This is a genomic window from Niallia sp. FSL W8-1348 (assembly GCF_038006745.1).
Lineage (GTDB): Bacteria > Bacillota > Bacilli > Bacillales > Cytobacillaceae > Niallia > Niallia alba.
In genome coordinates this window covers 109,718-124,765 of record NZ_JBBOVV010000001.1, presented here as the reverse complement: position 1 = coordinate 124,765, position 15,048 = coordinate 109,718, and the positions used below count along the sequence as shown (strand labels likewise).

The 15,048-nt window shown below is 36.6% G+C and carries 15 protein-coding genes and 1 other annotated feature; of the genes, 9 read left to right on the top strand and 6 right to left on the bottom strand.

Going from position 1 to position 15,048, the window contains the following annotated elements:
* Positions 1-6 precede the first annotated feature (6 nt).
* Positions 7-1,344: an ISLre2 family transposase gene (locus NST60_RS00720; RefSeq protein ID WP_341097941.1), complete on the bottom strand. Its 1,338-nt coding sequence runs from the start codon at positions 1,342-1,344 to the stop codon at positions 7-9.
* 111 nt (positions 1,345-1,455) lie between these two features.
* Between NST60_RS00720 and NST60_RS00715 the strand changes: the two genes are divergently transcribed.
* The 7 genes from NST60_RS00715 (at position 1,456) to lysS (ending at position 7,392) form a co-directional block, all read left to right on the top strand.
* Positions 1,456-1,851, top strand: a complete 396-nt coding sequence (locus NST60_RS00715) for a hypothetical protein (RefSeq protein WP_341097980.1) — start codon at positions 1,456-1,458, stop codon at positions 1,849-1,851.
* Between the two features lie 282 nt (positions 1,852-2,133).
* Entirely contained in the window at positions 2,134-2,853 is a 720-nt protein-coding gene (locus NST60_RS00710; protein ID WP_016204662.1) for a YebC/PmpR family DNA-binding transcriptional regulator, read from the top strand.
* Between the two features lie 301 nt (positions 2,854-3,154).
* Entirely contained in the window at positions 3,155-3,445 is a 291-nt protein-coding gene (locus NST60_RS00705; RefSeq protein WP_169188430.1) for a DUF4359 domain-containing protein, read from the top strand.
* 690 nt (positions 3,446-4,135) lie between these two features.
* Positions 4,136-4,561 (top strand): VOC family protein, encoded by a 426-nt coding sequence (locus tag NST60_RS00700; RefSeq protein ID WP_169188431.1) that lies wholly within the window; start codon positions 4,136-4,138, stop codon positions 4,559-4,561.
* 54 nt (positions 4,562-4,615) lie between these two features.
* The gene (locus NST60_RS00695) at positions 4,616-4,930 is read left to right on the top strand and encodes a DUF3892 domain-containing protein (RefSeq protein WP_016204659.1); all 315 of its coding nucleotides are present in this window, start codon (positions 4,616-4,618) and stop codon (positions 4,928-4,930) included.
* Between the two features lie 89 nt (positions 4,931-5,019).
* Positions 5,020-5,511 carry a hypothetical protein gene (locus tag NST60_RS00690; RefSeq protein ID WP_198013228.1) on the top strand — a complete coding sequence of 164 codons (492 nt, stop codon included), beginning with the start codon at positions 5,020-5,022 and terminating at the stop codon, positions 5,509-5,511.
* A 40-nt stretch (positions 5,512-5,551) separates the two neighbouring features.
* Positions 5,552-5,833 (top strand) — a binding site (T-box leader).
* A gap of 95 nt (positions 5,834-5,928) precedes the next feature.
* Complete coding sequence (lysS, locus tag NST60_RS00685) at positions 5,929-7,392, top strand: lysine--tRNA ligase (RefSeq protein WP_224428181.1); 1,464 nt, start codon at positions 5,929-5,931, stop codon at positions 7,390-7,392.
* 248 nt (positions 7,393-7,640) lie between these two features.
* Here lysS and NST60_RS00680 read toward each other — a convergent pair whose 3' ends face one another.
* Complete coding sequence (locus NST60_RS00680) at positions 7,641-8,972, bottom strand: methyl-accepting chemotaxis protein (protein ID WP_224428180.1); 1,332 nt, start codon at positions 8,970-8,972, stop codon at positions 7,641-7,643.
* Positions 8,973-9,435: 463 nt separating this feature from the next.
* On the opposite strand from NST60_RS00680, the gene NST60_RS00675 reads away from it, so the two are divergent.
* Positions 9,436-10,104: a Type 1 glutamine amidotransferase-like domain-containing protein gene (locus NST60_RS00675; RefSeq protein ID WP_341099764.1), complete on the top strand. Its 669-nt coding sequence runs from the start codon at positions 9,436-9,438 to the stop codon at positions 10,102-10,104.
* Between the two features lie 84 nt (positions 10,105-10,188).
* Here the strand turns inward: NST60_RS00675 and NST60_RS00670 are convergent, their stop codons facing one another.
* The 4 genes from NST60_RS00670 to NST60_RS00655 all read right to left on the bottom strand — a co-directional run bounded on the left by NST60_RS00670 (position 10,189) and on the right by NST60_RS00655 (position 14,300).
* Complete coding sequence (locus NST60_RS00670; RefSeq protein WP_341097978.1) at positions 10,189-10,863, bottom strand: oxidoreductase; 675 nt, start codon at positions 10,861-10,863, stop codon at positions 10,189-10,191.
* A gap of 419 nt (positions 10,864-11,282) precedes the next feature.
* Entirely contained in the window at positions 11,283-12,398 is a 1,116-nt protein-coding gene (locus NST60_RS00665) for an IS4 family transposase (protein WP_169187985.1), read from the bottom strand.
* Between the two features lie 156 nt (positions 12,399-12,554).
* Positions 12,555-13,952: an aldehyde dehydrogenase gene (locus NST60_RS00660; protein WP_341097977.1), complete on the bottom strand. Its 1,398-nt coding sequence runs from the start codon at positions 13,950-13,952 to the stop codon at positions 12,555-12,557.
* Positions 13,953-13,955: 3 nt separating this feature from the next.
* Positions 13,956-14,300 (bottom strand): ArsR/SmtB family transcription factor, encoded by a 345-nt coding sequence (locus tag NST60_RS00655; RefSeq protein ID WP_341097976.1) that lies wholly within the window; start codon positions 14,298-14,300, stop codon positions 13,956-13,958.
* 251 nt (positions 14,301-14,551) lie between these two features.
* Here NST60_RS00655 and NST60_RS00650 point away from each other — a divergent pair, with 251 nt between their 5' ends.
* Positions 14,552-14,932, top strand: a complete 381-nt coding sequence (locus tag NST60_RS00650; protein WP_341097975.1) for a reverse transcriptase domain-containing protein — start codon at positions 14,552-14,554, stop codon at positions 14,930-14,932.
* Positions 14,933-15,048: the final 116 nt, after the last annotated feature.

Below are 15,048 nucleotides of genomic sequence, written 5' to 3'. Positions count from 1 at the left end.
CATTTTTTAAAAACCTTTTAATCCCTGTAAGGCAAAGTGAACGGGTTTTCCAATCGCTTGATTTAAGTATGGCATGTTCTGACGCACGGTTTCTGTTACTAATTTTGTGGGTATTTTTCTTTTCGCTCGATGCTCTTTCTTTGATTTTTCCGTGGCTTTTTCCCATTTCCCATATATCGTTTGGATGGATAGGTCATCCTTCAATCCAATCCACAAGCGCGCCATGCTCATGACCCCTTTTTTGCTCCATGCTCTTCCATTCTTTAATCGTTTGGCTAATTGATTCATCATCGCCTCTGCACTTCCCATTGGACGATACGCTGTCGTGTCCACACCTTTTTCCTGTAACCAACTACGGTAATCTTTTATGGTTTCCTGATGATGCGTTAAAAAGGCAAGGAAATGCTCTAGTTTTTCTTCTTTTTCTGGTGTATCCATTGTTCCTACTGCGCTATTCAACTCTAGAAGTAATGTTTCTACCTGGTAGTTTCTTAACGCTCTTTTCATGTAGCGGTATCGAGGATGGCTCTTCATTAGTTGCTTCATCGAACGAGCGACATGAAAACGGTCCATGGTGAAAAAGGCGCGTTCCCGAAAATACTCCCGACATGCCGTTATCCAGCCTGCTCCATCACCATTAATAATAAGCAAGGTTTGGGTAGGATCATACGCATAATGATTCTGTAAGAACGTTTCAAAGGCTTCCCAAAAGGGTTCTTTTCCTTCATAAAGAAAATGCCTTTTATTTCGGAGCCTGATTCGCTTTCCGTTTTCTTTCCATCCCTCGTGTACAGCGGCGAATTTCAACTCCCATCCACGCTTTTTCTTTTCTTGACTCTTCACATATAATCCATCTACTTCTACAAACAATACCTTTTGAAAAGGGCGTTTTTCCTTAGCGGGAAGTACGCTTGTTTGAAGAAGATGTTGCCGTAATGCTTCGTGGCTCATCGCCGAATAGCCTAAAAATTGTTCGAACGTTTCCACCGCCTTTCGATAGGAGGAGCCATTTGTCGCTAGTTCTAGCCCCCATTCTTCTAGTAGCGGACTAAATCCCTTATTCCCCTGAAACTGTATATAGTGATCTAATAGACAAATATATTTTTTAGTCACACGATCAAAATAATAATTACGCTTCAGCTCCACAGCTCCAAACGCTGTATCTAATCGTATTTCTCGTTTATCACGTAAAGCAAATCTTCTTTTGTCTCGTTGCTTGGCAATCTCTTGATCCCAATTTTCTAACGTTTGAACAAGGATTTCTTGAAACGTCATTTGTAGTGTTCGAAATAAAGTTTTTTCCAATTCTTTTAATGATGGCATTTTTATGTTACATTGATTCATGAGAGCCTCTCCTTTTCGTAGTTTTCTAGTCAAACTCTACTTTACAAAAGGAAGCTCTCTTTTTTAATACTTAATTTTTTCCAGCTACCGCGCTTTCGCTTGGTGGCCTTTTTGTCTAGTTGGGGGACGAGTCCCCCAACTAGACAAAAAGGATATTTATTCTCCCACAAACATTTTACTCATACTGAAGCCGTTCGAACAGGCATTATGACTGTGGACGAAGCAGGCTCTTCATTTGAAAATATTCGCAAGTCTGTTCATATTGTCGCAAATCAAATTTCAGCTATGGAAGAAAAAGTGGTTGAAATGAACGAAAGTGGCAGTAAAATCGCCACATCACTGGATAACCTATCTGAGAGCTCTAGCGAATTTTCAGGACATGCCCAAAATGTGTCCGCCGCATCGGAAGAGCAAACAGCTGTGATGGAAGAAATGGTGTCAGCAACAAACACTTTATCTCAAATGGCAGAATCACTACAAACAATCGTAAATAAATTTAAACTTTAATACTACTAAAAAGGGGGAGCTTCCTAAATTATTGATTGTATCATTCAAGATGCTGTCTAATTTATGGGTCGCTCCTTTTTATATGGTGAGATCTGTCAAAGATTCGCCATAAAGTTTTGAGCAAAAAGCTGAATAAAATCAACATTTCATGTATAATATTAGTGGCTTTAAGAAACGGCAGTTAGATAAATGCCGAAACATAACAAATAAAAGTTGAAGAAGTACCATGTTTTTATCTATAATAAATAAGTTGAATGTATAAGCAGAAAGAGAGTGTTCATAATGGGTCGTAAATGGAACAATATTAAAGACAAAAAAGCTTCAAAAGACGCAAATACTAGTCGTGTTTATGCAAAATTCGGACGTGAAATCTTTGTAGCGGCTAAACAAGGGGAACCAGATCCAGAATCTAACCAAGCGCTAAAAGTTGTGCTAGAGCGCGCAAAAACATATAGTGTACCAAAACATATTATTGACCGTGCAATTGAAAAAGCAAAAGGCGGTTCAGAAGAAACATATGACGAGCTTCGCTATGAAGGCTTTGGTCCTAACGGTTCGATGGTAATCGTTGATGCTTTAACAAATAACGTAAATAGAACAGCTTCAGATGTTCGTGCCGCATTTGGTAAAAATGGCGGAAACATGGGAGTAAGTGGTTCCGTTTCTTATATGTTTGATGCAACAGCAGTTATCGGCGTAGAAGGAAAAACAGAAGAAGAAGCATTAGAGCTTCTAATGGAAGCAGACGTAGATGTACGTGATATCATGGAAGAAGAAGATTCTGTTATTGTATATGCAGAACCAGATCAATTCCATGCCGTACAAGAAGCATTCAAACAAGCAGGCGTAACAGAATTCACTGTAGCTGAACTAACAATGCTTGCACAAAACGACGTAACATTAGATCCAGAAGCACAAGCACAATTCGAGAAAATGATCGATGCAATTGAAGATCTAGACGATGTGCAGCAAGTGTATCATAATGTGGATTTAGGCGAGTAATATAGAGAATTGAGCCCCACTCTTGTATGACAGAAATCATACAAGAGTGGGGCTTTTCTTTATTGGTAGCAGATGGTGATTAAGAGTTTTTATATGATTAGAAAATCAAAAATGTTTCGCCGAGCTCAGTTACAGCATTTGCTTTTCTAAACAACTTGACATTAACATGACTCGTAACATTACCACTTCATAATTTATTTCCCCATTTTCATAAAAGCTCCCTGATTCTCTTGTTGTGTATTTCTAGGATGGATTTTCATAAATTAGGAAATACTAGAAGAAAAAATTAAGGATGGATCTTATGAAGAAAAGATACTGGCTGCTTTTACTACTTTGCTTTGCCTTAATGATTTCTATTGTAACTAATCCTTCAGATAAAGATGAATATGCAGAATGGGTTGGGGATCAAATTAAACAAGAAGAGGGACCATTACTAGGATTACTTGGTGGATCTTTGATTAAAATGGGTACAACGAAAAAAGATTTTGTCTTGTTTACGCTCTATGAAACAAAATATAGTAATAATACTGATAAAGCTTTGTTAGCAATAGGGATATTCAATAACTTTATATGGTTAAAGGAAGGAGAGTAGCATTTTAAGCTACTCTTTTTTGCTGGGATAAGAGCTTCGATTAACCAAACTCTGTTTTTTACAAAAGAAAGAGAAAGGATATCTTTTCCTTTTGTCGAATGAAGTTAGTATTCTTACTTTATCAAAAAAGGGCTAATCAAGATGAATACAATAATCCACAGACTATCAAAAAATATATGCACTTTAATAGCTGCATTTGGGGGTCTAATTGGTAGTAGCATAACCTGAACTATAATTGATAAGGTATCAGGAAAAAACATTTTAATAATTTCTGATATTATATGTTCTATAACAGTGTTTTTTTGTTATGGTCTAATTTGCTTGAAAGCTCCCCATTAATTGCATTAATAATCATTGGTTTGGAGGCAGTTGCATCGGGATTTACGAATTTTACATCGATTCCTGAATCTCTTTTGTGAAATTATGAAACTCAGTAAGGAAATCAGCCAAAAAAAGAATATATCAGCCAAAGTAACAAGGAAATCAGCCGAAAAAAGAATATATCAGCCAAAGTAACAAGGAAATCAGCCAAAAAATAAATATATCAGCCAAAGTAGCGAGGAAATCAGCCAAAAAATAAATATATCAGCCAAACCACGCTATATATAAACAAAATACAAAGAAAAGGATATATTTTCCTTATCGCTGAATATAAGAAGAAATTGTACCCTATTCAAAAGGAGAATAATAATGAATACACTAATCCACAGAGTGGGAACGATTTATCTCCCTGTTGTAAATCCAGAGGTAGCTTCAAACTGGTATCAAGAAAAATTAGGAGCAATAGAAAATTTCAGAAATGAAGATAAAGCCATTCTGGACTTTGCAAACCAAAGCTTCTTTCTTGTTAAAGCAAAAGAAGGAGTAAAGGCTATTTTTCAAGATCATAGAGGCAATGAGCATTTTTTCATGACATTTGAAGTAGACGGAATTGACCAATTAAGGAAACTTCATTCCTTGCTAAAGGAAAAAGGAGTTACGGTTGGTAATATCGAGGATAGAGGGCATCCAGGTAATAATTTTGTCTTTTACGATTTGGATGGAAATAAATTTGATGTATGGAGTGAGTTAAGTCCAAGCTTTAAAGAGAAATATCTAATTAATCAACAAAAATAAATAATACATAACTCTATCATCCCCAGAGCACACTATGTTTTTGGAGGTGGCATTATGGATGAAAAAGACTATCAAAAAATATATGACGAATACTTACAACAAGCAAAAGGCCAAGCGCAAATGGAAGCCGCTGAGGAAATTGATTCAGGTGTAGAGCAAATTGTTGCAGTTCGTAAAAATGATGATGATGATATTATTGCTTTTAAAACAAGTAGTGGAAGAGAATTAGATTATATTACCGCCCTTGAAGAAGCAAAAGCAGGGAAGCTTGCGCATGTTGATGTTTTTCATAAGTATGGCAGAGATATTATACGTAGTGAACCAGATGGGATTAAAGAAAATAACTTAGATAATTTGCCTTCTTTTTAAAAGGAAAAAGGAAGAAGAGAATGTTCATTTGGATATTCTCTTCTATGCGATCCACTTATATTTGCTGTAAGGTCCATTGGGGTGAGAGAGTGATAAGTATAAACACATATATATTTGATTTGAAAAGAGATAAAGTCAATATTACAGATGAGAAAGCAATAAGCATATCAAGTGATTACCAAATGCGAAACAACAGTTTGCTAGAGGGGTTCATACATATAACATATTATGATCAAAGCGTTATTTCAGAGGAACATTGCGATGATGTTGAATTAATGTGGATTGGGTTTCTTCGAATGACTCTACAATACTTGGAAAATGGATATGGAGAAACAAGTTATTTCATTCACAATCAAATCTGGAAAATGGAAAGGATTCATACAAGGAAAGAAAAGCAGGTGTTATTCCGTATTATAAATAATAAAATGGAAAAATTCCTTTTTGACGAACGGATATTTATGAAAGAATTAATAAAAAGCGCTGAAGAATTTACAAGCTTTGTAAGTATGCTAGCACATCCAAACAGCATAACTGTATTAGCCCCATTATTAAAAAAAATGATCAATATTTCTATTGACTAAAATTTTTATATAAGTTAATATTTCTAAAATAAATACGGAATATTCGGCTAAGAAGAGAAGAGTAATTTTGATTCATTATTTAAAGAGAGCTCCGGTTGGTGAAAAGGAGTAATAAGGATCTTAATGAAAAAAGGCTTGGAGCTTTCGCACGGATCAAAGATGATGGTTCATTTTTTTGTGATACTGCGACGGGATCTCCCGTTATAGAGATAGGGTATAATCAACTATTTAGCGTTGCCGTACCCGAAGAGGTTGATGTGGCAACATATCAATAAACTGGGGTGGTACCACGAAGTTGTTAATAATAACTCTCGTCCTCAAGATGAATAATCTTGGGGGTGGGAGTTTTTTTATTTTAATAGATAAATTGGTATGTAAAGATTCGATAAACGAACAAAAAGACGGGAGTGCAACAGAATGAGTCAGGAACAAACAACTCGGAGAATAGAGAAATTAGAGACTTTAAGATCAGAAGGGGTTTTGATATATCCAGAAAGATTCCAGACAAACTATGAACTTTATGAAGCGTCATTGCTTGAAGATGGTACATCAGGAGTTCAAGTAGCAGGAAGAATCATGGGGGTTCGTCGGTTTAGTAAATTTAGTTTTATCACCATTTCAGACATACAAGGGAGTCTGCAACTACTTTTGAAAAAAGAGGAGGTTGGGGAGCAGTCTGCTATTGATTTCGGGAACTTTTTTGATGTAGGCGATTTTATTGGCGTGGAAGGGAAGATGTATTCGACAAAAACAAAGGAAAAAACGCTTCGGATTGAAAAATATGTTTTACTTGGAAAAGGATTGCACCCATTGCCAGAAAAATGGCATGGATTAAGCAATATAGATACCCGTTATCGACAACGTTATTTAGATTTAATGATGACAAAAGAAACACAAGATCGGATGTTACTGCGAACAAAGTTAGTGCGTGCCGTTCGTAGATTTCTTGAAGAAAAAGATTTTTTAGAAGTGGAAACACCTGTATTACAGCATACTTCTTCTGGTGCGATAGCTCGTCCATTTAGAACCTATCATCATTCGTTAGATACAGAATTAAATTTACGAATTGCACCAGAGACTTACTTGAAAAGATTAATTGTAGGTGGTTTTACAAAAGTATTTGAGTTTGCAAAATGCTTTAGAAATGAAGGGATCAGTCCTCAACATCTTCAAGAATTTACAATGGTGGAAGGCTATGCAGCTTATTGGAATTATGAAGATACAATGGCTCTCATGCGTGAAATGATTTTATATGTTCTGAACCATGCTTTTGATACAACCGTTATTACTATTCAAGGAAAAACAATTGATTTTTCTTTAGAATGGAATGTTGTTTCATTTAGGGAGTTAATTCTAAAAGATACAGGCATTGATATCGATTTATTTCCCGATGTAAAAGACTTATATGAAGAAACAAAGCGGAGAAATATTTATTTAGAACAAGACAGTATCGAAACTTTAGGTAGGGGGAACTTTATCGATCTTCTATATAAAAAAATGTGTCGTCCACAATTAATAGAACCAACCTTTTTAATCAACCACCCAATTGATTTATCACCATTAGCAAGAGCGAATAATGATAATCCAGCAATTACCGATCGTTTTCAATTAGTAGTTAATGGGGCGGAAATTATCAATGCATATTCAGAATTAGTAGATCCTATCGAACAAAGAAGAAGATTAGAGGCACAAGCAGTTTTGAAAAGTGGCGGTGATTTAGAAGCAATGGAGATGGATGAGGACTACTTATTGGCAATGGAATATGGAATGCCGCCAATTTCTGGTTGGGGATTCGGAATTGAACGTTTATTAATGGTGTTAACAGATAGTGAGACGATTAAAGATTGTATATTGTTTCCATTAACGAAAAAAATTGAATGAAACTTTCTAGTAATTTCACCTGTATTCCGTCTGCGGGTGATCACCACAAATCTTCTTTCTTAAAATGAATAAAACCCCGAACGATTATACGTACATGCTAAGAAAGATTCGTATAACTGTTTGGGGTTATTTGGTTGAAAAATACTTATGTCCCAGCTTCCTAATTTCTATAAATTCAAAAGGAAAATGGCGATTTTATAACCATAAAAAGGAATAAAGCATCAGCCTAATTTCAGATTTATCTACCTTTAGGAAATTTGAAACTTTTTAATCTGTTTATTTAACTGCACTGCTAAAATATCTAACTCTTTAGCAGCACTTGCAATGATTTCAGTAGAAGCTAATTGTTCTTGTCCTGCTGCAGATATTTCTTCTGTACTTGCAGCTACTTCTTCCACATGTGATGTTAAGTCTTGAATTTGATTAGACACTGTTTGAGAATTTTTATTTACAGTCTTCATAGCGGCGGCTGTTTGTGTAAATCCATCGACAATACCTTCATGCATTCTTCTAATTTTATCAAAAGCCTTTTTTGTAATATTTAAGGCTTCTTTTTGTTCAGCTACTAATTTATTGGATTGTTCAATATTGGAAACAGCTAAGTCTGTCTTCTCAGAAGTCTTTTCAATAATGGATGTTATTTCACTTGCTGAATTAGAAGTTTCTTCTGCTAACTTTCTAATTTCATCTGCTACCACGGAAAATCCTTTTCCAGCCTCGCCAGCTCGAGCAGCTTCTATAGATGCATTTAATGCCAATAAATTTGTTTGTTCTGCAATGGAGGTAATAATACCAACAAAACCAGTAACTTGATTAATCATTCCTTTTAATTCGTTAATGGAATGATTTACTCCATTTGATACATGAAGCGTTTCTTCCATTTTCTTTGTCTGAATATCGACACTGGATTGACCTTCCGTAATAGACTCTAACGAGTGTGCAGCTTGTTCTACATTTTCAGAAGTTTTCGTAGCTATCCCATCGATTAAAGAAACGACACCTGATAAAGTCTTACTAATCCCACTCATTGTCTCGGCTTGTTCAGAGTTACCTGTTGCAAGCTGATCTATCGTTTTCACCATTTGGGTTATGGAGCTTACATTTTCAGCTGTATTTTTACTCAGGCTATTTGAGTGATTAGTGACAGTTGAAGACACTATTTGTAAGTCAGAAGTTAGATTCTTCAGTGTTTTTCTAGTTTCATATAGTGCTCTTGCCATATGGCCAGTTTGGTCTTTTATTTTTATTAATCTTTCTAACTCATCATCTGTATCAACTAAATTTAAATCAGCCGTTTTTTGGGCAAATTCCGTCACTTTCACAATTGGTTTTTCAATCGCTTTTCCTAGAATATAAGATAATATAACGCCAATAATTAAAGAAATAAACAATCCCCACAATACTGGTGTAGGAATCATAAATCCTGTTTGCATTTGTTGTGCCGCTTCTACGTTCGAAGTCGGATCAGCAGTTTCACTACCGCTACTACTCATGATTAATGATGCGCCAACATTAATAATAGCGACTAACACAGAGTTTAATAATGATAAGAGAATAATCTTTGTAGATATTTTTTTCATAAAGTCATGACCGCCGTTTATAGTTTAATATTTTTGAATGCTTAATAATAGATAAATTGGCATTCGGTGGATATATAATAATTAGAAAAAATTATATATTTTTAAGCATAAAACCTAGTAAAATCATTTTTTCTCTTCTGGTTTTTAAGTAATTCTTCTATGATCCTCCTTATTGCAAATCTTTTTGAACTGATAATGGATTTTATTATTACGAATTAACCTTAATTTAACCTTAAGAGACGATAGATGAAATGGATTGGTGGAGATTAGTTAAACAAGGATTTATAAAAGTTTTGTAGAATTGTAAAGTATAGAGGACAGAGTAAGCCTAACCAGTATTCGAATAGATAAATAAGATAAACATCTGATTAACAAGGATTCAATTGAAGTGTATTAATCATCTATTAGCTAGGGCTGCCATCTTAGCAGGATGACAGTACCAAACATAGACAGGAGTGAAGTTATGAAATTTCTGCTTACATCTGGAGGCATCAATAACAAAAGCATACACGACGCACTGGTTGACATGCTAGGAAAGCCGATTGCTGAATCAAACGCCCTGTGCATCCCCACTGCGATGTATGGGCACCCTTGGGTTGGCCCTGGCGTTAAAGCCTGGCAGTTCATCAGTGGGAAGGAAGAGAATCCCATGGTTGGTCTCGGTTGGAAGTCGGTCGGCGTGTTGGAGCTCACAGCGCTTCCGAGTATCGATGAAAACCGGTGGATACCGCTGGTTCAGGAAACAGATGTACTGCTGGTGTCAGGCGGTGACGCCCTTTATCTGTGCCACTGGATGCATCAATCCGGACTGGCAGACCTTTTACCATCCCTGAACTCAGTTTATGTGGGAATGAGTGCTGGGAGCATGGTGATGACGCCTAAAATAGGAGAATACTTCGTTGGCTGGGATCCACCAGGTGGGGGTGATGAAACACTGAGACTAGTGGATTTTTCAATCTTTCCACACCTGGATCATGAGATGCTGCCGGGAAACACCATGGCTGCTGCAGAGAGATGGGCAGCCGAGATGCAGGGACCTGCATATGCAATTGACGATCAAACTGCAATCAAAGTAGTTGACGGAGCGGTAGAAGTTTTATCTGAAGGGAATTGGAGACTATTTACACCTTGAGTATACTATACGCCCGTATCTTGATATAATCTCATGGGATAGTGGAATAGTTCAACAAGTTTCTCGGAGTCACTGTGCGTAACCTCAATGACTCCGAGAAGGTTCACTCTCCTGTGCGATCTTGTTCGATTCATAGACATGCATACCTGAAAGGTTACTTTCCGCCGCAAGAAGCATCGCCTTGGCGACGGAGTGTGCTTGAATGGGTTTGTACTTTCGCAATGGTCCCGCGAATAGGGGAGAAAGCATACCGGAAACGGCTGATGCAATCCGCTCGCCAGTTCGAAACTCCTCACGGTTCCCAAGCAGAAGCGATGGACGGAAGATGTGCAGTCCTGGAAGGTTAAGTCCATGCAGCGACTCCTCAATATCTCCCTTTACGCGAGTATAGAACAAGCGCGATGAGGGGTTTGCCCCTATAGAAGTTACAATTAAGAACTGCTTTGCTCCCTGTACTTTCGCTATTCGGCCTAATGTCAACGGATAAACATAGTCGACTTGACGGAAAGCTTCTTTGGTTCTGGCCTTTTTAATCGTCGTTCCAAGGGTGCAAAACACATCTGCCCCGGTTAGATCCATATCAGTTTGTTCCAATTGGTCGAAATCAACCACCTTTTCCTGAAGCTTGGGATGTGAAATTCCTGTTGGCCGACGTACTATGAGCGTTATGGAAGTGTAGGCAGGCTCGTTCAGTAACAACTTTACGATCTCTTTACCCACTTCACCGGTAGCTCCTGCAACAAACGCTTTTCGATTCATTTTCCATTCCTCCCCTTATAGTTGTTCAGAATCTTTGTGACAAAACTTGACTTATGGGAATACAATGGGATGTTTTCAAGCACCTCCCATTGCTTTTAGCAAAAAATTGCACCACGACAATAGTAGGAAGTGACCTATTTGTGGTCTTGAAGAAGGACAAGAACCAAGATACAAAAAGTCATCTATTCTTCCTAGCAAAACTAATTGGTATACGTATCACCTATAATGAATACCAACGGCACAAACGTCTTTGCATAAATTATATTTTTTCACTAGTGTTGCATAAATAGTGTCATAATTTTCAGTTTACTCACCTTCCCTGTTTAGAGGCAAAAAAGTAAATACCCAATCAAAGGTGGCCCCATCCATTTGGAAATTTATTTACAATTAGACTTTTGCAACGACGACAATTTGCATATTTAAGGGATGGCTTTTCCTTCAATCTTTCGAAGCCAAACATTCGCTGGTTTCCACAATGCAGCCCTTAGATAACGGCTAATCTGTAAGGTTTTTCGCTTGCTTCTGGTCTCGATTTGCACGAGAACATGTAGGCAAAAAACAATTAGTGCGATAAATACTTGATTTTGAATCGCCCATTCGCTTTGACCGTAGAACTTTTTGATGCTGAGATGTTGTTTGATCCATTTAAAAAACAGCTCAATTGCCCACCGTGATTTATACATTTCTGAAATTTCTTCGGCGCTTAAATCAAAACGATTTGTAATTAAATGAAGTTCATTTCCTTTTGAGTCCATCACTTTTAGAAGCCGAAAGTAATTTTCAGCACGGTTTTGAGTCGTACCTATCAACACCATTTGGTCTGATAAAACAGCTGTATCCTTGGGTAGCTTAAAATCGTAAACGTTCCGTATGACTGCATTTTTGCGTAGCCGTGAAAGAAAGAAGTAGCCATCATCAGTCATGCGATCAAAGCGCTCGTAGTCTAGATAACCACGGTCAAACACATACATGCATTCCTTGTCATCCACCATGATTTCAAGCTGACCACGGTCATGTTCTTTTGCCGTTGTCATAACGGCCTTTTCAGGATAGGATATACCCTTTTCCATAAACACAAGGCGCAAATGTAACTTTACACCTGCTTTTGTTTTGCGGAATTTAGCCCATTTATGATTGGTCAAATTAAGTGGCAATGTGCTTGAATCAATGATTTTTAACGGCATCACGAGTTTCGTGTAATGCGTTTTGGCATGAATTTGTGACACTAAATCAAGGAAAAGCCTTTGAAATAGATCAGGGTTTATGCCGTTTAACCGCCGTGACAACTGAGAAATACTAATAGAATCAAGGTCTATCCCTTTTTGAAGCTGGTCATCGAAAAGACAATCACCCAGCGCATGCAGACTTTCAATTTCTTGTAGCTGCGCAAAAAGTAGTAATTTTAGAAATGACTCTGTCGTTAATTTTTTCGTATAGTAATCTAATTTCATCGTTTTCACGTTTTCTTCAAATAATTGAAGATTTATAGGTGAAAACCATTGTCCAAATGAAGTTTTTCGTGTAATCTTGTCCATGTGATGGTCCTTTTTTAGTGGATTTGGACGGGTTACCACCTGACTAATCCATTATAAAGGACTTTTTCTTTGCGCAAAATAATAATATTGAACATTTTGAGTATTTTTAATAGTGAATTTAAATTAATGCAACACTAGTGATATTTTTTTAAAAAATTATTTTAAAAATCTGCGGACCAGACTTAAATTCTTTTCATTGTATGGTGGGAATAGTAGTTGAACATTTATTTTCGTACTAGTTTTAAGAATACTTTTTTCATGTGAAAAAGTAGTAAAGCTATATTGACCATGATAGGACCCTATTCCAGAGCTGCCAACCCCGCCGAAAGGCAATTCAGGGTTGGCCAAATGCGTTATAGTATTATTAATGCTTACCCCACCCGAGGAAATTTCTGTGAGTACTTTTTCTTCGACTCGTTTTTCTGATGTAAATAAATAAAGTGCCAGTGGTTTAGAGAGTTTGTTAATGGAATTAATCGCCTCATCTAAATCCCTGTAAGTTATAATAGGTAGGAGAGGACCAAATATTTCATCTTCCATTGATGCAGAAGTCCATGTACCCTCAATCAAGGTTGGTTCAATAAATCTAGTATCTGAATTAGTTGCTCCGCCGAAAATGATTTGATCGTTATCTTTTTCCAGGATTGTTTTTAAACGATTAAAATGTCGATTATTTACGATACGACCATAATCCTTGCTCTCTTCAGCAGTTGAACTATAAAAGGCTTTAAGGGTCTCCTTCATTTCTTCAACCAATTCTTGTTTCACATCTTCGTGCACCATCAGATAATCAGGTGCTACACAGGTTTGTCCTGAGTTTAACGTTTTTCCCCAGATGATTCGATGTGCCGCCACTTTTATATCTGCACTTTTATCGACAATCACAGGGCTTTTCCCGCCGAGCTCGAGTGTTACGGGCACAAGGTTTTTGGCGGCTGCCTCCATGACGATTTTTCCTACAGGAACACTTCCGGTGAAGAAAATATAATCGAAGGGTGCATTGATTAAGGATGTGTTCGTTTCTATTCCACCTTGGACTGAACGGATATAAGATTTCTCAAAAATGGCTTCAATCATTTCTGTAATGATAGCTGAGACGTTTGGAACTACTTCAGAAGGTTTGAGAACTACGCAGTTTCCAGCTGCAATCGCCCCAATTAGCGGTTCTATCAAAAGCTGAAATGGATAATTGAATGGCCCGATAATTAAAACTGTCCCATAAGGCTCATACCTGATCATGCTTCTTGATGGAAACAGGGAAAATGGTGTTTTTACATGTTTGGGCTTTGCCCAATTTTTTAAACGCTTCTTTGTATGGGTAATGCTGTTTAACACAAATCCGATTTCTGAGGTGTAGGATTCAAAAGGATGCTTCCCTAAGTCTTTACGTAGAGCTTTAGTGATTTTTGCCTCGTATTTAATAATTCCTTCTCTTAATTTTTCTAATTGCTGTATACGAAAATAGATATTTTTTGTTTGATTGGAATGAAAGAAATCATGATGTTCTTTAAGAATATCTGTAACATTTTCTGGTTTTAATTCTGCATTTGCCATGGTTCAACATCCTCCATCCAAATTATCTGTATTTGTGCACGGACTATTTTGTACATCTTGTTCAAGATGATCTGTTAATTCTTTTAAAAGGTGAATGGCATCTTGTAATGAAATAGAATAAAATCTCTGAGTCCCTTTTTGGTGTACTTTAATTAAGCCTTGCTCACGCAAAATCTTGAGATGGTGAGAAATGGCGGGTCTTGAAAGACTTGATTGTTCCGCAATTTCATTGACAGTCAGCTCACCTTGTTCACACAGCTTTACAATAATATTTTGTCTTTCTTGATCTTTTAAGGCTTCAAATATAGGAATACACTTTTGTAAAATTTGTAACGAATTTTCACTCATATTGTCCCTCCGTTGTAAATCAGCAGATTAAATGTTTAAATGTTTAAGTTTATAAACGTTTAAACAGATTATATAAATATTTATATTTATTGTCAACCAGGGTTTTTATGTTATACCTACATCTAATCAACAACTTTGATAACTTCGTTTGAAGTATTTAAGTAGAAGAAGATGATTGCCTTACCAACATTATCAAAGTTACCTTGGTAAAAACGAATGGAACGTGCACAATGAAAGGTGTGGAATACATATTGAACCAAGAACTAAAGTTCAAATGGCATAGTGTATATGTATATGGACAAATTCTCTTGATAGAAAGCTCAAAACAGCTTGGGAAAAAGAATGGTAAACAGCGTCCACTCCGAATCCCTAATGTAGAAGACCGTATAGTCCAACAAGCTATAGTAAATGTATTAGAACCAAAATATGAGGAATTTATCTTTCGCAAATGGTCCTGTGGTTATCGTCCTAATTTAGGAGCAAAAGAGTCATGCAAATTATTACATGGAATATGGAGAGGATACAATTACATGTATGACTGTGATATTAAAGGCTACTTTGATAATAGTTTCTCCCTTTCATACAATCTAACTCTTTATCAATCATCGATAAATTTCGAGGCGTCACTGTAACCACGAATTCAAGCCTTTATTAAAATTCTAATCTTTCACACTTCAAACAAATATCTACTGAAATAAAGTTAATCTTGGAATATACTATTATCATTGGGTTAATATCGTTAAATTAT